Source organism: Streptomyces sp. NPDC007863, assembly GCF_040633895.1.
Lineage (GTDB): Bacteria > Actinomycetota > Actinomycetes > Streptomycetales > Streptomycetaceae > Streptomyces.
Genome location: NZ_JBEYEI010000001.1, coordinates 321597 through 341898 on the forward strand (window position 1 = coordinate 321597; position 20302 = coordinate 341898).

At 74.8% G+C, this 20302-nt stretch carries 21 protein-coding genes; 14 read left to right on the forward strand and 7 right to left on the reverse strand.

Annotated elements, in window-relative coordinates; all coding sequences use genetic code 11:
* Positions 1–5 precede the first annotated feature (5 nt).
* On the reverse strand, positions 6–3434 hold the full coding sequence (locus ABZ621_RS01355; RefSeq protein WP_360599441.1) for a hypothetical protein: 3429 nt from the start codon (positions 3432–3434) through the stop codon (positions 6–8).
* A gap of 148 nt (positions 3435–3582) precedes the next feature.
* Here ABZ621_RS01355 and ABZ621_RS01360 point away from each other — a divergent pair, with 148 nt between their 5' ends.
* The 4 genes from ABZ621_RS01360 to ABZ621_RS01375 all read left to right on the forward strand — a co-directional run bounded on the left by ABZ621_RS01360 (position 3583) and on the right by ABZ621_RS01375 (position 6506).
* Entirely contained in the window at positions 3583–4404 is an 822-nt protein-coding gene (locus tag ABZ621_RS01360) for an isocitrate lyase/phosphoenolpyruvate mutase family protein (protein WP_360599443.1), read from the forward strand.
* A gap of 107 nt (positions 4405–4511) precedes the next feature.
* Positions 4512–5066 (forward strand): GNAT family N-acetyltransferase, encoded by a 555-nt coding sequence (locus tag ABZ621_RS01365; protein ID WP_360599445.1) that lies wholly within the window; start codon positions 4512–4514, stop codon positions 5064–5066.
* Positions 5067–5077: 11 nt separating this feature from the next.
* Positions 5078–5875 (forward strand): hypothetical protein, encoded by a 798-nt coding sequence (locus ABZ621_RS01370; RefSeq protein WP_360599447.1) that lies wholly within the window; start codon positions 5078–5080, stop codon positions 5873–5875.
* 124 nt (positions 5876–5999) lie between these two features.
* Complete coding sequence (locus tag ABZ621_RS01375; protein ID WP_360599449.1) at positions 6000–6506, forward strand: DinB family protein; 507 nt, start codon at positions 6000–6002, stop codon at positions 6504–6506.
* A gap of 28 nt (positions 6507–6534) precedes the next feature.
* Here ABZ621_RS01375 and ABZ621_RS01380 read toward each other — a convergent pair whose 3' ends face one another.
* The 3 genes from ABZ621_RS01380 to ABZ621_RS01390 are packed head-to-tail and all read right to left on the reverse strand — an operon-like array spanning position 6535 to position 9052.
* Positions 6535–7623: a HAMP domain-containing sensor histidine kinase gene (locus ABZ621_RS01380; RefSeq protein WP_360599450.1), complete on the reverse strand. Its 1089-nt coding sequence runs from the start codon at positions 7621–7623 to the stop codon at positions 6535–6537.
* Positions 7616–8326: a response regulator transcription factor gene (locus ABZ621_RS01385; protein WP_360599452.1), complete on the reverse strand. Its 711-nt coding sequence runs from the start codon at positions 8324–8326 to the stop codon at positions 7616–7618. Before ABZ621_RS01385 ends, ABZ621_RS01380 begins: the two co-directional genes overlap by 8 nt.
* A 9-nt stretch (positions 8327–8335) precedes the next feature.
* On the reverse strand, positions 8336–9052 hold the full coding sequence (locus ABZ621_RS01390; protein WP_360599454.1) for a VanZ family protein: 717 nt from the start codon (positions 9050–9052) through the stop codon (positions 8336–8338).
* Positions 9053–9258: 206 nt separating this feature from the next.
* On the opposite strand from ABZ621_RS01390, the gene ABZ621_RS01395 reads away from it, so the two are divergent.
* Positions 9259–9444, forward strand: coding sequence for a hypothetical protein (locus ABZ621_RS01395; RefSeq protein WP_169090625.1), 186 nt, complete (start codon positions 9259–9261; stop codon positions 9442–9444).
* 15 nt (positions 9445–9459) lie between these two features.
* Here the strand turns inward: ABZ621_RS01395 and ABZ621_RS01400 are convergent, their stop codons facing one another.
* On the reverse strand, positions 9460–9738 hold the full coding sequence (locus ABZ621_RS01400; protein WP_360599456.1) for a hypothetical protein: 279 nt from the start codon (positions 9736–9738) through the stop codon (positions 9460–9462).
* A complete protein-coding gene (locus ABZ621_RS01405) occupies positions 9735–10052 on the reverse strand; it encodes a hypothetical protein (protein ID WP_360599458.1) in 318 nt (105 codons plus the stop codon). The genes ABZ621_RS01400 and ABZ621_RS01405 overlap by 4 nt, the downstream gene beginning before the upstream one ends.
* 192 nt (positions 10053–10244) lie before the next feature.
* On the opposite strand from ABZ621_RS01405, the gene ABZ621_RS01410 reads away from it, so the two are divergent.
* The 5 genes from ABZ621_RS01410 (at position 10245) to ABZ621_RS01430 (ending at position 15397) form a co-directional block, all read left to right on the forward strand.
* Positions 10245–10811 (forward strand): dihydrofolate reductase family protein, encoded by a 567-nt coding sequence (locus tag ABZ621_RS01410; RefSeq protein ID WP_360599460.1) that lies wholly within the window; start codon positions 10245–10247, stop codon positions 10809–10811.
* A 43-nt stretch (positions 10812–10854) separates the two neighbouring features.
* Positions 10855–11502: a hypothetical protein gene (locus ABZ621_RS01415; protein WP_360599462.1), complete on the forward strand. Its 648-nt coding sequence runs from the start codon at positions 10855–10857 to the stop codon at positions 11500–11502.
* Positions 11503–11629: 127 nt separating this feature from the next.
* The gene (locus tag ABZ621_RS01420) at positions 11630–12730 is read left to right on the forward strand and encodes a hypothetical protein (protein WP_360599464.1); all 1101 of its coding nucleotides are present in this window, start codon (positions 11630–11632) and stop codon (positions 12728–12730) included.
* Between the two features lie 85 nt (positions 12731–12815).
* Positions 12816–14159 carry a GH1 family beta-glucosidase gene (locus tag ABZ621_RS01425; RefSeq protein ID WP_360599465.1) on the forward strand — a complete coding sequence of 448 codons (1344 nt, stop codon included), beginning with the start codon at positions 12816–12818 and terminating at the stop codon, positions 14157–14159.
* Entirely contained in the window at positions 14156–15397 is a 1242-nt protein-coding gene (locus ABZ621_RS01430; protein WP_360599467.1) for an MFS transporter, read from the forward strand. The genes ABZ621_RS01425 and ABZ621_RS01430 overlap by 4 nt, the downstream gene beginning before the upstream one ends.
* A gap of 22 nt (positions 15398–15419) precedes the next feature.
* Here ABZ621_RS01430 and ABZ621_RS01435 read toward each other — a convergent pair whose 3' ends face one another.
* Positions 15420–15926 (reverse strand): GNAT family N-acetyltransferase, encoded by a 507-nt coding sequence (locus tag ABZ621_RS01435; RefSeq protein ID WP_360599469.1) that lies wholly within the window; start codon positions 15924–15926, stop codon positions 15420–15422.
* A gap of 128 nt (positions 15927–16054) precedes the next feature.
* Between ABZ621_RS01435 and ABZ621_RS01440 the strand changes: the two genes are divergently transcribed.
* Genes ABZ621_RS01440 through ABZ621_RS01455 form a run of 4 tightly spaced genes read left to right on the forward strand, consistent with a single transcriptional unit; the run spans position 16055 to position 20299 of the window.
* Positions 16055–17218, forward strand: coding sequence for an aminotransferase class V-fold PLP-dependent enzyme (locus ABZ621_RS01440; RefSeq protein ID WP_360599471.1), 1164 nt, complete (start codon positions 16055–16057; stop codon positions 17216–17218).
* A complete protein-coding gene (locus tag ABZ621_RS01445) occupies positions 17203–18537 on the forward strand; it encodes an extracellular solute-binding protein (protein WP_360599473.1) in 1335 nt (444 codons plus the stop codon). Before ABZ621_RS01440 ends, ABZ621_RS01445 begins: the two co-directional genes overlap by 16 nt.
* 2 nt (positions 18538–18539) lie before the next feature.
* Positions 18540–19487, forward strand: a complete 948-nt coding sequence (locus ABZ621_RS01450; protein WP_360599475.1) for a sugar ABC transporter permease — start codon at positions 18540–18542, stop codon at positions 19485–19487.
* Positions 19484–20299 (forward strand): carbohydrate ABC transporter permease, encoded by an 816-nt coding sequence (locus tag ABZ621_RS01455; protein ID WP_360599477.1) that lies wholly within the window; start codon positions 19484–19486, stop codon positions 20297–20299. Before ABZ621_RS01450 ends, ABZ621_RS01455 begins: the two co-directional genes overlap by 4 nt.
* The last annotated feature ends 3 nt before the right edge of the window (positions 20300–20302 follow it).

Consider the following 20302-nt stretch of genomic DNA (forward strand, 5'->3'; position numbering starts at 1 on the left):
CGCCGTCAGTGGTGGTCGCCCAGGTCCGTCTCGTACGCCAGCTCGCGGACGTCCGGCTCCGGGTGGCGGCGCAGGGCGATCACGGCCGCCCGGCACGGCTCCGGCCAGTCCTGCCGGGCTCCCAGGGCGGTCGCGAGAGCGGCGGCGAGGAGACCCCGCACGAGGTCGCCGCCGGCGCCGAGGGTCCGTACGGCGGCGAGGACGGCACTCGGGTCGTCGAGGCGCGCGCGGTACCGATGGGCCTCGTCGATGTCCTCGGCGGCGGCGACCGCGAGCACCGGACGGTTCGCGACCGCGTCCACCAACTCGTCCAGCGCCGAATCGAGTTCGGACTCCGTCCCGTCCATGTCGATCGCGCGGACGAGGAGTCCGACACGGGTGGCCGTGGCGAGCGGCTCGTCCGCGAGGCGCCGGGCCAGTGCCGCGCAGTCCCGGGGTTCCAGCCGCGGCGACGACAGGAGGGAACGCAGCCTGCGCAGCGCCGGCAGGTCGCCGCCCCGCCCGCCGCCCTCCGGCTCACCGGCCGCGACGCGCACCAGCAGGCGGTCCACCGTCTCGCCCAGCAGACTGCCCGGTGCCACACCGCCCAGGGGGTGCGGGAGCCCGGAGCCGGACAGCTCGTGGAGCGCGGAGCTCACCGACCAGTGCCTGCCCGGCCTCGTGACGTCGGTGTAGACCGTGACCAGCGCGTCGCCCGCCTCCGGCGCGTAACGGGCCCAGTGGGCGAGGTCGGACAGCGCGCGGTCCGCCGTCCGCTCGTCGTCGGCGAACGCCAGCCGGGCGACCAGCGCGCCGAACCGCCGCCGGTGCGCACGCGCCGTCTCCTGAGGGCGCACGCCCAGGACGGCGAGCCGCGCCGGTTCCGGCCCCTCGGCCACCGCCGCCTCCAGCAGCGCCCACATCTCCTCGGCGGGCAGCAGCGCCGCGGCGAGGCCGACGACGGTGGCGTGCACGTCGGGATGGACGCCCGGCGTCCTGCCCACCCGGGACAGCAGCGCGGTGGCGGCCGCCGGGGGCAGATGGCGGACGGCGAGCCGCGCGGCGGCCTTCCGGACGGTGACCTTCACCCCCGTCTCGCGGGTGAGGACCGACCGGAGCAGGTCCGCGACCTGGGAGGGCCGGGCGTGGAGAGCGGCGCGGCCGGCGGCCGACCAGGCCGCGACGGCCCGGTCGTCGCCCGCGAGGTCGAGCAGGAGGGGGAGGGCCGACGCCGGATCGTCGGTGTGCGCGGCGGCGTCGAGTGCGGCCGCCGCGAGCGCGGGCTCCACGACGGAGCCGCCCGTCGGCGGCGAGGCGTACCGCCGCAGCAGCGCCCGGCCGTGCACGGGAACCGGCGCCACCGCGCGGAGCAGCGCGGCCCGCTCGTCGACCCCCCGGTCGGGGTTCCCGACGGCGGCCGCCGCCAGCCGGACGGCGGCCTCCTGCTGCCGGGGCAGCCACCGGTCGGCGTGCCGGAACGGCGGCAGCGCCCGTACCGTCCCCGCCACCGGGAACCGGCCGCCGGGGAGCGGGGATTCCGACAGGGCCGGATCCAGGAGGTCGGTGCGCTCGGCGGCGAGGACGGCGAGCACCGGGGGCAGGAACACCGCCGAGGGCTCCCGGTCCAGGAGCCCGGCGACGCGGGGGCCTCGGCTCGCGGGATCGGCGAGCCAGGCGGCGGCGACCTCGCCGAAGCTTCCGTCGGGACAGACGGCCAGCGCCTTCTCCAGGCGGTCCTGCAGCTCGGGGACGCCGTACGCGCGGCGTCCGCAGGACGCGACCAGGGCCAGCAGGGGCGCGACGTCGCCCCGGGCGGCGCTCCGGTCCAGCCACGGGCCGAGCGCGGCGGCCACCGCACGGACCCCGTCCGCGCTCAACGCCCCTTCGAGGGAGCCGAGTTCGACCGTCCCGGTGTGCGTCGTCAGGGACTCCAGGAGGCGCGCGGCGAGCGCCACCGGCGCGGGGGGAGTCGCGCCGGAGAGCAGCGTCACGGCCAGCTTGCGGATCGTGTCGCGGGTCATGGAGGAGCAGTCCCGGGCCCTCAGGGCGTCCAGGCACAGCCGCTCCAGGGAGTCGGCACCGCCGGCGTCGCGCGCGACCGCGGCGAGCAGCAGCGGCGCAGGGACCAGGGTGAAGGAGTCGAGGACGTCCCGGCGGACGGGGTCGCGCTCGTGGGCGAGACGGCCGGCGGCCAGGGCGAGGACCGTGGCGACCTGCTCCGGGTCACGGCTCAGGGCGGCGTTGAGGATCAGCCGGGACCAGGCCGTGCAGCGGTCGTCGGCGTCCCCGGTGGCGAGGGCGGCCCGCAGCCGGGGGCGCGCCTCGGCCGGCGGGAACAGGACGAACAGGTCCTGGACGTCCTCCGCCGGGCCGTCCCCGGCCTCGGCCGCGTCGACGGCGGCACGTGCCCGGGCGTGCCGCTCGGCCGCCGGCAGCAGGCCCAGCACGCCCGTGTGGGCCCGGACGTTCCGGCGCGGCGGGGCCACGGCCACGACGGCGTCCAGGAACGCGCCCCGGCGTGCCGGCGGCAGCGCCCGCAGCAGGGTGCGGAAGGCCTTCCGGTGGAACCACAGCGCCCCGAGGGCGGGCAGCGACGGCGGGTCCGCGGCCACCAGCCGGCGCATGACCGCCGGCCCGGGCGTCCGCTCCCAGCGCCCCGCCGCCCGGTCCGGGTCGGTGAACCACCGCACGACGCGCTCGGGGTCCACCGCGACGAGTTCGGCCAGCCGGTCGTGGACCGGCCCGGGGAGGTCGTCGGGGCCGTACGTCTCCAGGAGTTCCAGTACGCGCTCCGGCGCCGCGGCCAGCGCGGTGGCGATCCCGGTCGCGTACCGCCTCCACCACGCGTTGCGCGACCAGCGCGTGAGCGGCGCGAGTTCGCGCGCGGCGTGGTCGAGCACCGCGATCGGGTGCCGGCGGGCCAGGGTGCTCCAGTCCTCGTACTCCAGGACGCCCGCGACCTCGGGCAGGAGCCGCGCGGTGAACTCCGGGGAGCACCCCGGCAGCAGCAGCGCCGCGTCCCGGTCGCCGTACTCGACGCGCATCCGCCGCACGAGCCGCTCGGCGAGCGCGGCCCGCCGTCCGTCGCGCAGCAGCCGGGCGAGATCGGCGCGGACGACGGCGGGGGCGTCGGTGCAGGCGGCCTCGACGGCGAGGTCGAAGGAGTCGCCGGCCGCGGCGAGGGGCAGGCGGTGGGCGCAGCGGAGCGCGTACCGGCGGACCACGGGATCGAGGTCGCCGAGCCGGGCGAGCAGGTGCGCGGTGTCCCCGGCGGCGAGCGCCGCCAGCGCGCCCAGGCGCCGCTCGTACGCGCCGAGCGCGTCCAGTTCGGTGATCAGCGGGCGCACGTCGCCCCGGGCGGCCAGTCGGTGCGCGGTGACGGCGGTGAACCGGAGCCGGGCGGCGTGGGGCAGGGGTTCGAGAGCGGCGAGCAGATCGCCGGCGGTGGAGATCATCGCGGGCATTGTGCCCGACGGCGTCGGCCCGGGCCCAGCGAATATCGCCACCCCCGCCGGCAGGGAGAGGAGCGCGACGGGTGACCCGATCACGTCCATGTCGGATTCCTGCCGGACAACGGCCGCCGGCCCTGCTTGGCTGACCTTCATGACCAGCAACGCACCGCACGGATCCGCGCTCTTCCGCTCCCTCCACACCACCACCCGCCCGCTCGCGCTCGCCAACGCCTGGGACGCGGCCAGCGCCCGGATCGTCGAGGCCGCGGGCGCTCCCGCGATCGCCACGACCAGCGCCGGCGTCGCCTGGTCGCTGGGAGCCCCCGACGGGGACCGGGTCTCCCGGGACCTCGCGCTGGACGCGGTCGCCCGGATCGCGGCGGCGGTCACCGTGCCGGTGAGCGCCGACATCGAGGGAGGCCACGGCCGGAGCCCCGAGGAGGTCGGGGACACCGTCACCCGCGTCCTGGAAGCCGGTGCCGTGGGCGTCAACATCGAGGACGGCACCCGGCCGCCGGGCACCCTCGCCGCCCGGATCGAGGCCGCGCGCGCCGCCGCGGGCCGGGCGGGCGCCGACCTCTTCGTCAACGCCCGGGTCGACACCTACCTGCTGGGCCTGGGCGACCCCGCGAACCGGCTGCGGGAGACGCTGGCGCGGGCCCGGACGTACGTCGACGCCGGAGCGGACGGCGTCTTCGTCCCCGGCGTCACCGACCCCGACCTCATCAGGTCCCTCGCCGAGGCCCTGACGGTCCCCCTCAACGTCATGGCGGGCCCCGGCGCACCCTCGGTGCCGGAGCTGGCCGCCCTGGGCGTGGCCCGCGTCAGTCTCGGCTCGGGCATCGCCCAGTCCGCCTACGCGGCGGCCCGGGACGCGGCGCGCGACCTGTACGGCGAGGGCGGGTACGCGCCCTCGCTGCGGCAGGCCCTGGACTACACGGAGATCAACGACCTGTTCGACACGGCGGGTTGACGGCGCCACCGGCGCGGGGCCGCGAGGAGGGGGGACCCCTGTGGTCGGAGGAACCGACGACAGGCCCGTTATGCTGCCTTGACCCCGTGGCCAGGAAGGAACCCCGCATGAGCAGCGCCGTCCCACCGTTCCCCGCTCGGATCGAGCTGTCGGGAGAAGGGCTCGTCCTGCGCGACTGGACGGAGGCGGACGTGTCCGCGATGCCGGACCTCTTCGAGGACCCCGACGTCGCGTACTGGACGCCGATCGTCTCCCCCTTCGACGGGCAGGCCGCCGCCGCGCGCGTGGAGACGGCCCGGAAGCTGCGGTCGGAGGGCCGGACGATCCTGCTCGCGATCACCGTCGACGGCGGCGCGCCGCTCGGTGAGGTGATGCTGCGGCGCCTCCCGGACGGCGCGGAGCTCGGCTACGCCGTGGGCCCCGCCCATCGCGGCCAGGGCCTCGCGGGGCGCGCGGTGCGGATCATGGCCGCGTACGCCTTCGAGCAGCTCGGCCTGGAGCGGGTGGTCCTGGAGCTGGAGGCCGAGAACGCCGCCAGCGTCGCCGTGGCCACCAGGACGGGCTTCACCCTCCTCGACGTCCCGCTGATCGAGGGCGAGGAGAAGGGCCGTCCCTTCGCCCTCCAGACCTGGGGCCTGTCCCGGGACCCCGAGACCTCCTGAGGCCTCGGGCGATGGCCCTCCCTCCCGACGAGACGGTGCTCGACGCGCTGGACGCCTACCTGGAGGCGCGCTGCGACGGCGCCGTCGAGCCGGCTCCGCGGGTGCCGGAGCGCCGGGCGGGGGAGGAGGCGCTCGCCGGGTGGGTACGCGAACGGCTCCGGGCGCTGCCGCCCGGCCCGACCGGTGACTCCGCCCTCCACGCGGGCACGCTGCTGCGGGAGTTCCGGAGCCGGCGCTCCGCGTGGAACGCCGCCGCGCTGCGGCTGCTCGACGACACCTACACCTTCGTCGCGACCGGCCCGCGGCGCCACGACGACTGGGCGCACGACGTCCGGGCCGTGATGTACCGGTCGGTACGCGACCCGCGCGGCTGGATCCGGCTGGACGGCGACCGCGCCGGCGACGCCCGCCACACCCTCCCCGCGTACCCCTTCGACCCTCCGCCCGCGTCCGGCTTCCCCGCCCGTCTGCGCCCGGTGGACGCGGACGCGGCGGTCGGCGCGCTCGCCGTCATGGCCGAGGAATGGCAGGGGGAGTCCGCCCCGCTCCGCACCCGCCCCGACCGCGACGCCCTCCTGGCGGACGCCCGCACCCTGCTCGACCGGTACGGTCCCGACGCCGGGTACTGGACCAACGCGACCGCCGCCGACGGGGGCTCCGACTTCGTCGCGGCGGGCCTCGCGGGCACCCGGTCCCACCCCTTCGTCACCAGCGCGTACGTCGGCGGCCTGGACCTCCTCGAAGACCTGGGGCTGATCGCGGTGAGCGCCGACGAGGTGGGCGTCTTCTGGTCCGTCGGCGCGTACTGACGGCGTACGCCTCCTCCCTCCGTTCCCTTCCCTCCTTCCTTCACCCTCGCCGGGGGCGCGTCGGCCCGCCTGGCCGGCGAAAACGCGTCGACAGCGGCCACGAGCATCGGAAATGCTGCGCCCGATGACCAGAATCGATGACACACCGCCCGCGTGGGACGAGCGCACCCAGCTCACCACGTTCCTCGACTACGCGCGGGACACCGCCGTCGCCAAGTGCGAGGGAGTCTCCGAGGAGAACGCCCGCAAGGCGCTCCTTCCGCACTCGCCGCTCATGACCATGAGCGGACTGATCAACCACCTGCGCTGGGTCGAGTACTACTGGTTCCAGGTGGTCTTCCTGGGCGAGGAGGACGAGGGCCCCTGGACCGAGGAGGACCCCGACCGCGAGATGCGCGTCGCGGTCGACTTCCCGCTCCGCCAGCTGCTCGACGAGTACGCCGCGCACACCGCCCGCTACCGCGAACTGGCCGCCGCGCACGGCCTGGACACCAAGGCCGCCCGCCCCGTCCGCAACGGCCTCCACGTCGACCTGCGCTGGATCCTCCTCCACCTCACCGAGGAGACGGCCCGTCACAACGGCCACCTGGACATCCTGCGGGAGATGCTCGACGGCACCACCGGCTCCTGATCCCCTCCGGTCCGGCCCCGCCGTGCGGCTACGCCGCCGGGGGCCGGTCCGGGAGCAGGACCGTGACCACGAGGCCGCCGTCCGGGCGGGCCACGAGGTCCAGGGTGCCGTCGTGCGCGCGGACGACGCTCCGCACCAGCGCCAGGCCGAGCCCGACACCGGCGTGTTCGTCGGTACGGACGCGGTCCGTGCCGCGCCGGAAGGGCTCGGTCAGGGTCGGTACGAGCTCCGCCGGGAGCACGGGCCCCGTGTTCTCGACCCGGACGAGGCCCGCGCCGTCCCGCGCCTCCGTGTGGACGGTCACCGTGCCGCCCACGGGCAGATTGTGAACGATGGCGTTCTGGACGAGGTTCGTCATCATCCGCAGCAGGAGCTCCGGCGAACCGCCGCCCCGCGTCGCGCCGCCCGTGACGTCGAGCGTGATCCCGCGCTGTTCGGCGAGCGGCAGCAGCGTCTCGGCGGCCTCCTCCGCGACGAGCGAGAGGTCGACGGGCTCGCGGGCGAAGCCCCCGCGGTCGCTGCGGCTCAGCAGCAGAAGGGCCTCCGTGAGGTCGATCGCCCGCCGGTTGACGACCCCGAGGCGTTCGATCAGCTCGTCGCGGTCCCGCGTGGGGTCCTCGCGGGCGACGTCGAGGAGCGCCTGCGAGACGGCGAGCGGCGTGCGCAGCTCGTGCGAGGCGTTCGCGGCGAACCGCCGCTGCGCCTCGACGTGCGACTCCAGTCGCCCGAGCATCGTGTCGAAGGCGTCGGCGAGCTCCCGGAACTCGTCCTGCCGCCCCTCCATCCGGATCCGGTGCGAGAGCGAACCGCTGCCCGCCGCCCGCGTCGCGGCCGCGATCCGGTCGAGCGGCGCGAGCATCCGGCCGGCCAGGAACCAGCCCCCGACGAGCCCGAACACCAGCAGGAACCCCAGCGCCACGGCCGCCGCGGGGAAGAAGGTCCGCACCAGGAGGTAGCGGTTGGGCGAGACCCCGAGCAGCCCCTGGTCCTTGTCGGGTACGTACCGCAGGAGGTACACCCACACCACGGCCAGCAGCAGCGCACCGGCGACGGCGAGGAACCCGGCGTAGCTGAGCGTCAGCTTCAGCCGGACGCTGAGCCCCGGACGCCTATCCACGCGGGCCACCGCCTTCGCCGTCCCCGGGCTCGCCCTGGCCGGCGCCGGTGTCGATGCGGTACCCGACGCCCGGCACGGTCGCGATGACCCACGGCTCGCCGAGCCGTTTGCGCAGCGCCGAGACCGTGATGCGCACGGCGTTGGTGAACGGGTCGGCGTTCTCGTCCCAGGCACGGGCCAGCAGCTCCTCGGCGCCGACGACCCCGCCCTCGGCGGCGACGAGGACCTCCAGGACCGCGAACTGCTTGCGGGTGAGCGCCACGTACCGTCCGTCGCGGAAGACCTCCCGGCGGAACGGATCCACCCGCAGCCCGCCGAGCTCACGGACCGGCGGCCGGGCGTGCCCGCGCCTGCGGTCCAGCGCGCGCAGCCGCATCACGAGCTCCCGCAGCTCGAACGGCTTGGTGAGGTAGTCGTCGGCCCCGAGGGCGAAGCCGGACTCCTTGTCGTCGATCCGGTCCGCCGCCGTCAGCATCAGGATCGGGATGCCGCTGCCGGAGGCCACGATGCGCCGCGCGACCTCGTCGCCGGACGGTCCCGGGATGTCGCGGTCGAGGACCGCGAGGTCGTAGGAGTGGAGCCGGAGCAGCTCCAGGGCGGCGTCCCCGTCGCCCGCGACGTCGGCGGCGATCGCCTCCAGGCGGAGCCCGTCCCGGACGGCCTCGGCGAGATACGGCTCGTCCTCCACGATCAGTACGCGCATGCCCGAAGCCTAAGCAACCCGGCCGGTCCCGGCCGCGAGCGAGGCCGCGCCCACGGGCGCCCCCGCCCCCGCCCCCGCCCCCGCCCCCGTGCGCGTACGCCACCAGCGACGGGACGCCAGTCCGGCCAGGACGGCTCCGGCGGCGTTGAGCAGGACGTCGTCCACGGACGACACCCGGTCGAGGCGCAGCACGTACTGGGCGGTCTCCACCAGCACCGAGCAGCCCGCGCCCAGCGCCAGGACCCGCGGCAGGGTCGCCACGGCGGCGAACCGGACCGGCGCGAAGAACCCGAGCGACGCGAAGACCAGCAGGTTCCCGACGATCCCGAGCGACCCCATCACGGCCAGGTCCCGCAGCGGCACCAGGCTCACCCGGGGCGGTACGACCCCGGCCCCGCCGCCCGGTATCAGCGTCATCCACAGGAACGGCAGCGTCCCGTGCACCATGCCCACCTCGGCCAGCGACAGCCGCCACGCTGACGCGACGCCCGCCGCGCGCCGTCGCCACGCGAGCCCCCACGCCACCAGGACCGCGGGCGGCAGCGCGAGCAGCGTCATCAGCACGACCCCGTTGAACGTCCCGAGGCACCGCTGCCACTGCCCGGACAGACACATCGGCGCGCTCATCAGGAGCGGCCCCCGCACGACGAACAGGCCGCCCGCCACCAGCAGGGCGGCGAGGGCGGCGAGGCAGAGGCGGACGATCCGGCGCGAGTCGCTGTACATGACGCCCATCGAACAGGGAGGGCGGTTGCGGCGGCGTATGCGGTTTTCGATACGCGCACGATACGGCGGGGGACCCCGAGGCCCGCCGGACGTGCGCCCCGCCGTGCCCGGCGGGAGCGAGCCGTGCTTCCGCGTGCGCCTCCCCGGAGCCCGCCGCTCCTGGAAGGCTGACGCCGTCCGAAGGTCACCACCAGGGAGGGGAAAGCGTGGCGACGACGCAGTCCAGGTGCGGAGCGCTGACGGAGAAGAACACCAGGTGCCGGCGGCTGGCCATGATCGGGGCCTCCCGCTGCGACCGGCACCGCGGCGACTGGTCCCCCTACACGATCGAGCGGCGCAAGGAGGCCGAGCGCAAGGCGAAGCGGAAGGCGACGGCGAAACGCGGCGGCTGACGAGGGGGCGGGTGGTCACCCCCGGGGGGTGGCCTCCAGCCAGGTGATGCGGGTGAACGTCACCGACTCGGGGTCCCCGGCGAACCACTCGACGAGCACGGGCCGGCCGGGGACGTCGACGTCGAAGACGTCGCCCCACTCGTCGATGGGGCCGGCCCCGGGCGGCACGGTGCCGCGCTCGTGCGCGGCGGTGATGGCCGTGAGGGTCCGTACGGTCGCGGAGAAGGTCTCGGGTGCCTCGGCGGACATGGCGGCGAGCACGGCGGCCGCCTGCTCGCTCAGACCGTGGTTCACCAGGCCCCGCTCAGCGAGGCCAGGACGTCGTCCAGGGGCCGGACCCGCACCCCGCCCCCGTCGCCGACCCGCAGCGCTCCCGCCTGCGCGCGGTCCGCGTCGCTGCGCCGCGTGTCGGCGACGGCCCGCAGATGCCACCGGTCCATCACGGCCAACTGCGCCTCCCCGGCCTCCGCGGCCAGCAGCTCCTCCAGGAACGGCCCCTTGCGCCCCGGCGCCAGCGCCGCCGCGATCGCGTTGGCGGTACGGGGAAGACCCGGCTCGGCGGACACCTCGGCCCCACCGGACCCGCCGCCACGAGACAGGGTGCCCATCGCGGACCCTCCTTCCGTTCGGACGCCGCCGTCTGACGGGGCGTCGACTCCCGGTCCACGGTAGGGCAGCGGCCCTCGGCCGAGGGAGCGCGCGCGGGCGCGTCGGGAGCGTGGCGGGCGGGGCGCGGGCTGCCAGAATGGACTCGCCCGGTGTGGAGAGGCTGTCGAACCCGTGACTGAGGTGGACTTCTGATGCGCAGTGTGACCTATTCGATGGGCGTCTCGCTCGACGGCTACATCCAGGACGCGGACGGCGACATCAACTGGGGGGAGCCGGACGAGGAGGTCTTCCGCTTCGCCATCGAGGAGACCCGGAGGGTCGGCGTCCACCTGCTCGGCCGGCGGCTGTACGAGACGATGCTGTACTGGGAGGGCATGGAGCAGGACCCGACGCTCGACCCCCCGACGCGCGAGTGGGTCGAGCTGTGGAACCCGCTGCCCAAGGTGGTCTTCTCCCGGACGCTGACCGAGGTGCGGGGCCGGGCCCGGCTCGCCGGCGGCAGCCTGGCGGAGGAGATCGAACGGCTGCGGGCGGAGCCGGGGGAGGGCGAGATCGCCCTCGGCGGGGCGGCCCTCGCCGCCGAGGCCGCCGCGGCGGACCTGATCGACGAGTACCGGATCAGGGTCTCGCCGGTGCTGCTCGGCGGCGGCACCCCCTTCTTCGCCCGGGACGGACGCCGGGTGAAGCTCGAACTCGTCGAGTCCCGCACCTTCCGCTCCTCGCAGGTCGTCTACCTCCGTTACCGCGTGGCGCGCTGACGGAGGGGGCGGCGGGCACCGGACACACGGGGGACCGGAGGCGGTGGTGTACGTGATGCGGGCCGTCCTGGAGGTCTCCGTGCCCGAGGGTTTCGACCTGTGGCCGGTGGCCGAGGCCGACGCGTCCGGGTTCCTCGCGCTGGGCGGCGGGCTCTCCCCGGCGGAGGTCGGGACGGCCGTCATGGCGCTCGCCGTCTGCAACCGACCGCCCGATGAAGGCGACGAAGGCGACGACCGGCCGCCGCACGCCGCTGTCGGAACCTTCCTGCGGGGGCTGCTGTCGTACGACACGGTCTTCGCCGCCGGAGGCCTGCGGGTCACCGACCCCGACACGGGCGTCGGCTTCGCCCCCGGTTGCTGTGACGGGCTTGAGGACTGGCGGGACTGGTACCGGCTCGTCGACGGGGACGGGTCGCTCGGTTTCGGGCACGAGCCGGTGTCGCCGCTGGCGGAACGGCACGGTGACACCCTCCGGCTCACCGTCGACGCCGAGCGGGACGACAGCCCGGTGATCGAGCTGCCCGCCCAGGCGCTGCGCGGCATGCTCGCGGGAGTGGAGAGGGACCTGACCGCGTTCCTCGGCCTGGCCGTCGCGTGGGCGGCCGTCCACGTCCCCGGTCATGACCGTGCCGTCGTCGTCGCCGCCCTCGCCCGCGCCCTGGACGTTCCGCCGCCGTCCGGGCGGACCTGACGGCCCGTCCGGGCGGCCCGTCCGGCTGTCGGACGCCCGTGCGATCATGCGTACCGAGCCATCGACCACGGGGCGAGCGGGAACGGGAGTGCGTGTGAGCAGGGCCGGGGGGCAGGACGGGTCGTCCGTGTCGGACGAGGAGTGGGAGCGGTTCCTGCGGGACGCGGAAGCGGGAGCGGGCAGCGCGCCCGTCGAGCCTTCGGCACGGGCCCGCGAGACCGAGCGGCGGCTGAGGGACGGGGCCGGCCAGGCCGGCGGGTGGCGCACGTACACGCCCGCGTCGCCCCGGCCCCGGCGCAGGACGGGCTGGTACGCGACCGGGCTGGTCGCGGCCGTCGCGCTGCTGGCCGTCGCGCTCTTCCCGCAGCGGATCGCCGGCTGGTTCGACGGCGACGGCGGGCAGGACGCGCCGTCCCTCGCCGCCGAGACCGGACGGCCGCAGGAGGCGCCGGGGGTCGAGCCGGCCCTGCGGGCGACCCAGGCCGAGCCCTTCCGGGGTTCGCCGGCCGCCCGGTGGGCCGACGGGGCGGCCGGGATCACGGTGCCGGCCGCCAAGGCGACCGGCTGGATGGACGCGGCCCAGGTCGCCCAGGCCCTCGGACGGAGCCGGGACTTCCTCGCGGCCGCAGGGCTCGACCCCCGCGTCCTGAGCGGCGCGCGGCCCACCCGGGCGATCACGCTGCTGAACCCGCACCAGGAGGACGTCAAGGAGTACCTCCGTACCGCCCTGTCCGCCGGCACGCCGACGCCCGACACCGATCCGCTCCTCCTCTTCAGCCGCTTCCGGCCGGAGCAGGCCCGGCTGGTCGGCGACGTCGTCAAGACGCGGGGCCGGCTCACCTACCGCGAGGGGAAGCGGGGCGCGGTCGAGGTGACGGCGGACGTCACCTTCGTCTACCCGGTCACCCCGGCCGCATCCGACGGCGACGGCGAGGTCATCCGCACGATCGTGCGGCGCCAGATCGTCATGAGCTGGGACGACCCCGACAAGGTCGTCACCGAACCGGGCACGATGAGCCTCGTCTCGTACGCGCTCGACATGACCAACGGCGGCTGCGACGCCCCCACGGGCTACTTCGTGCCGCCCTTCGGCACGGCCGCCGCCGACGACGCGGGGTCCACCGACGCGTCCCGGCGGGTCGACCCGTACGACCGCACCGCACCGCTCGACCCGAACGGCGGGACGGGTACGGCAGGCGACGGGTGCGCCACCGCCACCCGTTCCTGAGCGCCTCCCGGCGTCGCAAGATGAGGATTTCCGGAGACAATTCACCTCTGTGACCTGGGTGTTGACTTCCTACTGAGCGGTACCGATGATCGCGGCCATGGCAGCTACCACGGACCCGCTCCCGACGTTCCCGCCCGGCTTCCTCTGGGGTGTCTCCACCTCCGCCCACCAGATCGAGGGCGACGTCGCAGGACGCCGCCCCTCGGTGTGGGACGCCTTCAGCGCCGAACCCGGGCGGATCAGGGACGGCTCCACCGCGGACACCGCCTGCGACCACGTGGCCCGCTACCGCGAGGACGTCGGCCTCGTCCGCGACCTGGGCGTGGACGCGTACCGCTTCTCCGTCTCCTGGCCGCGCGTCCTCGCCCCCGGCGGACTCGACTTCTACGACCGGCTCGTCGACGAACTGTGCGCGCAGGGCGTGCGGCCGGTGCCCACCCTCTTCCACTGGGACCTGCCGCTGGAGGTCGAGGAGGCCGGCGGCTGGCTGGAACGGGACACCGCCCACCGCTTCGCCGCCTACACGGCGACCGTCGCCGAACGGCTCGGCGACCGCGTCCGCACGTGGATCACCCTCAACGAACCCGCCGAGCACACCCTCCTCGGCCATGCGCTCGGCGCCCACGCGCCCGGCAGGAAGCTGCTGTTCGACGCGCTGCCCGTCGCCCACCACCAGCTCCTCGGCCACGGCCTCGCGGCCGGCGCGCTGCGGGCCGCCGGTGCCACGGACATCGGGATCGCCAATTCGCACGGACCGACCTGGCCCGCCTCCGACGACCCGGCCGACACCGAGGCCGCCGACCTGTACGACCTCCTCCTCAACCGGCTCTTCGCCGACCCCCTGCTGCTCGGCCGCTACCCCGACGGCTTCGGCGAACTCATGCCGGGCGGAGACGTGGACGCCGACCTGAAGACGATCTCCGCGTCCACGCTCGACTGGTACGGGATCAACTTCTACCAGCCGACGAAGGCGGCCGCGCCCGCCGCGGAGGACGTCGAGTTCTCCGGACTCACCCTGCCCGCCGGACTGCCCTTCTCCGTACGGCCGATCGAGGGCTACCCGGTCACCGACTTCGGCTGGCCGGTCGTCCCCGACGCCTTCACCGAACTCCTCCTCTCCTTCCGCGCACGGTACGGCGACCGCCTTCCCCCGCTGATGATCACCGAGAACGGCTGCGCCTACGAAGGCCTCGACGACCAGGCCCGCATCGCCTACCTCGACGGCCATCTGCGGGCCCTGCACCGGGCCGTGGAGGCGGGCGTCGACGTCCGCGGCTACTTCCACTGGTCGCTCATGGACAACTTCGAGTGGGCCGAGGGCTATACGAAGCGGTTCGGCCTCGTCCACGTCGACTACGCCACCGGGAAGCGCACCCCGAAGGCCTCGTACGCCTGGCTGCGGGACGCGCTGAGAGCGCAGCGGGGATGACGGCGCCCGCCCTGGAGGAGCCCGCCGAGCGGGTCGGGCGCGGGTGGACGGCCGCGCTGTCGCTGGCCAACGGCGCGATCTGGGTCGGCTGGTACGGGCCGCTGCAGATCCTGCTCGCCCAGCAGGCCGAACGGTTCGCTCCCGGCACCGGACTCTCCAAGGAGTCGCTGCTCGCCTGGGTGACCGGCGTCGGAGCGGTGGTGTCGCTGGCCGCGAACCCGCTCTTCGGCGCGCTGTCGGACCGGACCGTGTCGCGGTACGGGCGGCGTACGCCGTGGATCGTGGCCGGCACGGTGGGCGGCGTGCCGGCCCTGCTGCTCCTGGGCGCGGCGGACGCGGTCGGGACGCTGTTCCTCGGGTGGTGCCTGGTGCAGCTCACGCTGAACGCGGCCTTCGCCGCGGTCACCGCCGCCGTCCCCGACCGGGTGCCGCGCGCCCAGCGGGGCGCGGTGGGCGGCTGGCTCGGCGCCGCGCAGCTCCTCGGTGTCGTCGCCGGCACCGGCCTCGCGGCGGCGGCCGGGGGAGTGGGCGCGGGGTACGCGGCCTGCGCGGTGTTCACCCTCCTCGGCGTCGCCCCCTACGTGCTGCGCCACCCGGACCTGAGGCTCGCCCCGGCCGACCGGCCCGCCTGGTCCTGGCGGGGCTTCCTGGCCGGTTTCCGGCTGAGCCCCCGCGCCCACCCCGACCTGGCGTGGGCCTGGCTGACCCGCTTCCTGGTCAACCTGGGCAACGCGCTCGTCCTCCTCTACCTCTTCTACTACCTGCGCGACCGGCTCCATCTCCCGGACCCGGAGACGGGTGTCCTCGTCCTGACGGCGGTCAACGGCGTGACCCTCCTCGCCACGGTCGTCGTCGGCGGCGTCTGGTCGGACCGCGTGGGCCGGCGCAAACCGTTCGTCCTGTGGTCCGGAGTCCTGATGGCGGCGGCGACCGGCCTGCTCGCCGGCTGGCAGACCTGGCCCGGCGCCCTCGTCGCGGCGGCCCTCCTGGGCGTCGGCTTCGGGATCTTCACCTCCGTCGACTTCGCCCTGATGACGGACGTCCTCCCAGCGGCAGCCGACCGAGGCAAGGACCTCGGCGTCATCAACATCGCCAACTCCCTCCCGCAGGTCGCCGCCCCGGCCCTCGCCGCCCCGCTCGTCACCCACCTCGGCGGCTACCGCACCCTGTACGCGGTGGCGGCGGCCGTCGGCCTGCTGGGGGCGGTGCTGGTGCGGCGGATCAGAGCGGTGGACTGAGCCGCCGGCGGCCCGCCGGAGGTCAGGCCTTCGTCGCGGTGTGCGGCGCGGTCCTCGTCGCGGTCTTCGTGTAGACGAGCTTCGCCGGGCCGTCGCCTTCCAGGCGTTCCGCGAGGACCCAGCCGCAGGCCTCGTAGAAGGACCGCGCGGCGGTGTTGTCCGGGAAGGTCTCCAGGCGGATGACCGGGTGGACGGCGAGGAGGGTGTCCTCGGCGTGCCGGAGCAGGAGGCGGCCCAGGCCACGGCGGTGGTGGTCGGGGTCGACCATCATCAGGTCGACCGTGGAGCCGTCGAGGACGGAGACCCCCACGAGCCGGCCGTCCAGGTCGAGGCGGTACGTGCCGCCCCGCTCCACGTGCGTCCGCACGTGGGCGTCCGAGGCGCCGCTGCCGAGGAACCAGTCCACGGCCTCGTCGCCGAGGAACCCCCGGTAGCACGTGCCGATCGTGCGTCGCGCGAGCGCCTGGAGCGCGTCCAGGTCCTCGGCGCGCGCGGGGCGGACGAGGGGGCGGTGCTGTCCGGCGGGCATGTCACCGCACTCTAGTCCGCTGCTGTCACCTTCCCCTGTCACGGGTCTTGTCGGAGGTGGCTCGGCTCTCTAATGTGATCCTTCAAATCCAGGGAGGTAAATGAACCTGGTCTTTTGGGGGCTCAATTTTGAACGATCAAATTGGATCATCGTCACTGGTCGGATACCTCGACCACGCCCGCGTCGGGCCGCTCTCGCGCCCCGCCGCGCGCGCACTGGCCGGGGCCGCCGCGCTGGCCGCGCGGATGGCGCCGGCCGATCTCGACCGGCTGTTCGCGCTGGGCGACGCGGCGCGGGAGGCCGCTGCCGGGCTGCTCGGCGCGCGACCGCACGAGGTCGCCCTCGCGCCGTCGACCAGCAACGGCCTCTTCACCGTCGCCGCCGCGCTCCGCGGACCCGGGACCGTGCTCGTGCCCCGTGACGAGTTCCCCGCCAACGTCTATCCCTGGCTGCGCTTCGCGGGCCGCGGCGGCCCGGACGTCCGCCTCCTCGACTCCGACGCGGGGCGGCACATCACCCCCGACCTGCTGCGGAGCCGGCTCACCCCCGACGTCGTCGCCCTCGCCGTCAGCGCCGTCGACTCGCTCACCGGGCACGTCGCGCCGCTCGCCGCGCTCAAGGAGATCCTCGGGCCGAGGCGGCTCCTGATCGTCGACGCCATCCAGGGGCTCGGAGCCGTACCGCTCGAAGCCGAGGCCGCCGACGTCCTCGTGAGCGGCGGTCAGAAGTGGCTGCGGGCCGGCTGGGGCGCCGCCCTGCTCCTGATCCGCGACCGGTGCGGCGCGCGGCTGTCGCCCGGGCTCGGCGGCTGGGCCGGTGTGGCCGAGCCGTTCGGGGACCGGCATCCGGCGCCGCCCCTGCCCGGAGCGGCGGCGCACCTCGCCACCAACCCGGACTTCCCGGCCGCCGCCGCCCTCGGCGCTGCCCTCGACGACCTCGCCCTCCAGGGCGGTCCGGCCGCCGTCGGCGCACGGATCCGCGCCACCCTCGCCGAACTGCTCGACCGGGCCCGGCACGCCGGCGCCGAGGTCCTCCTCGACGGGCTCGGGCCGGGCGAACGCGCGGGCATCGGAGCCTTCCGGCTGCCCGGACACGACCCGGCCGCCGTCCACCGGACCCTCGAAGCCGCCGGCGTCGTCACCACCCGGCGCGGCGAGTGGATCCGCCTCTCGCCGCACGCCTTCACCCCGCCCGCCGCCGTCGGTCTCCTCGCCGAGGCGCTGCGGTCCCTCTCCCGCACCACCACCGCCACCACGACCACGACCCAGGAGCCGATATGTCCCACCAGCTGAGCCGCCGCCGGATCCTCCACCTCGCCACCGCCTCCGCCGCCGGGCTCGGCCTCGCCGCCTGCGGCAGCGGCGGCTCCGACGGAGGCGCGGGCGGCGCCGACGGCGACAGCGGGAAGATCACCGTCTGGAGCTGGACCACCGCCGCCGAGGCGCTGCGCGGGGTCGTCCCCTCCTTCGAGCGCGACAACCCCGGCATCACCGTCGACGTCCAGGACCTCGGCAACCCCGCCATCTGGGACAAGATCACCGTCGGTCTGGCCTCCGGCGGCAAGGGCCTCGCGGACGTCCTGCACATCGGGGTCGACTACCTGCCCGGATACCTGCAGAAGTTCCCGCAGGGCCTCGCCGACCTCTCCGGGCTCGGCGCCGACCGCTACGAGGACGCCTTCGTCCAGGGCCTGTGGCCGACCGTCCTGGGCCAGGACAGAGCCGTGCACGCGCTGCCCTGGGAGGTGAACCCGCTCGGCCTCTTCTACCGCCACGACTTCTTCGAGAAGGCGGGCGTCGACCCCGCCTCCCTCACCAGCTGGGACGAGCTGATCGCCGCCGGGCCGAGGATCAGGGCCGCCACCGGAGCGCAGCTGCTGGGGCTCGACAAGCCCGGCACCACCCAGGACATGGACTTCTTCCAGAACCTGATGCAGCTCCAGGGCGCCTTCTACTTCGACGCCGAGGGAAGGATCACCCTCGCCTCCCCGGCCGCCGTCCAGGCGCTCACCGTCATCAAGCGGCTCAACGACGGCGGGCTGCTCGCCGACACCGCGGGCCAGGGCGCCTGGAAGCGGCTCGTCGGCCAGGGAAAGCTCGCCACCGTCCCGTACCCGGCCTGGGCGGTCGAGTACCTGGCCACGAAGTTCCCGGAGCAGAAGGGGAAGTGGCGCGTGATGCAGCCGCCGGCCGCCGTGCCCGGCGGCGGGCGCAGCGCGGTCGTCAACTCCACCTACCTGACCGTCTCCGCCACCAGCAAGCGCCGCAAGGCCGCCTGGCGGTTCGTGGAGTACGCGCTCACCAAGCCGGCCGAGATCAACCGCATGTTCGCCTCGGGCGGCGTCTTCCCGGCGCTCGAAAAGGCCTACGACGCCCCGAAGTTCAGCGCGCCGCACCCCTACTACGGCGGACAGCGGGTGCTCGCCTCCTTCGTCGACTCCCTCGCCTCCGGTGCGAGCGCCACGAACTTCACCGGCGACTACAGCCGCGCCCTGAAGCTCGCCGCCGACGCGCAGACCCAGGTCCTCCTCAAGGGCGCCGACCCGGCCGGCGTGCTGCAGGCCGCCGCCGAGCAGCTCGCCCGGCAGACCGGCCGGCAGCAGGCGGCCTGACCATGACCCTCGCCCCGCCCGGCACGGCCGGCGCCCGCCTCCGCGATCCCGCCCGCCGCACCGGCTCCGCCGCCCGACCGGGGCGCCGCCGGCTGCTGACCCGCGGCTCCGTCCCGTACCTGCTGATCCTGCCCGCCGTGCTGGGCTTCGCGGTGTTCAAGGCGTACCCCATCGCCGCCTCGTTCTGGATCAGCCTCACCACCGGCAACGGCGACTCCCAGCGGTACGCGGGACTCGCCAACTACCGCCGCCTGCTGGCCGATCCGCTGTTCTGGACGGCGCTGAAGAACACCGCGCAGATCCTCGTCGTCCAGGTCCCGCTGATGCTCGGCCTCGCCCTCCTCGTCGCCCTCGGGCTCGACTCCTCCAAGGTGTGGCTGCGTCCGTTGTGGCGGCTCGGCGTCTTCGTCCCGTCGCTCACCGGGCTGGTCGCCGCCGGCGTGATGTTCTCGGTGATCCTCAACCGCGACGCCGGACTCCTGAACTGGTTCCTCTCCCTCGTGGGCATCGACCCGGTCGACTGGCTCGGCAGCCCCTTCTGGGCCCGCGTCGGCATCGTCCTCGTCCTCACCTGGCACTACACCGGCTACAACGCGGTCATGTACCTCGCCGGACTCCAGGGCATCCCCAAGGAGCTCCACGAGGCGGCGATGGTCGACGGCGCCGGACCGGTCCGCCGCTTCCTCTCCATCACCCTTCCCCAGCTGCGGCCGATCCTCCTCCTCACCGTCGTCCTCTCGACCATCGGCACCCTCCAGCTCTTCGACGAGCCGTACGTCCTCACCGGCGGCGGTCCCGACAACGCCACCCTGACGGTCACCATGTACCTGTACGAAAACGGCTTCACCTACTTCGACTTCGGCTACGCCTCGGCCCTCGCCTACGCGCTCGCGCTGATCGTCTCCGTCCTCGGCATCGTCCAGGTGCGGCTGATGGGAGAGCGCCGATGAAGGCCCGCGGCCCCCTCCTCACCCTGCTGCTCGCCGGCGCCTTCGGCCTCTGCGTGGGACCGTTCTGGTGGCTCGCCATGGCCGCCACCCAGGCCGACAAGGACGTCTTCTCCTGGCCGCCCAAGCTGCTGCCCGGCGGTCACCTCATGGAGAACCTCCGGGGACTCCAGGAGTCCATCGGACTCGACAGGGTCCTCGTCAACTCCCTGGTCGTCGCCGGGATCCAGACCGTCGGCGCCGTCACCGTGTCCGTGCTCGCCGGCTACGCCTTCGCGAAGTTCGACTTCCGCGGCCGCAACCTCTTCTTCGTGCTGCTGCTCAGCACCCTCGTCATCCCCGACACGGTCATGCTGATCCCCATCTTCCAGATGATGATGAGCATGGGCCTCATCGACACCTACCAGTCGGTCGTCCTGCCCGGCCTCGTCACCCCCTTCGGCATCTTCCTGATGCGCCAGGCCCTCCGCTCCATGCCCGACGAGCTCCTCGACGCGGCCCGCGTCGACGGAGCCGGCGAACTGCGGGTGCTGTGGCGGATCGTCATCCCCGTCAACCGGCCCGTCATCGCCGCCCTCGCGCTCTTCGTCTTCCTCGGCGGCTGGAACCAGTTCGTCTGGCCGCTGATCGCGCTGCGCAGCCCCGAGATGTACACGCTGCCCGTGGCCACCGCCACCCTCCAGGGCCTGTCGACGACCAACTACGCCCAGGTGCTGCTCGCCAGTGCCCTCTCCGCCGTCCCCGTGATGGCCCTCTTCCTCGTCTTGCAACGCCAGTTCATCTCCGGCCTGCTGGCCGGGGCCACCAAGGAGTGACCG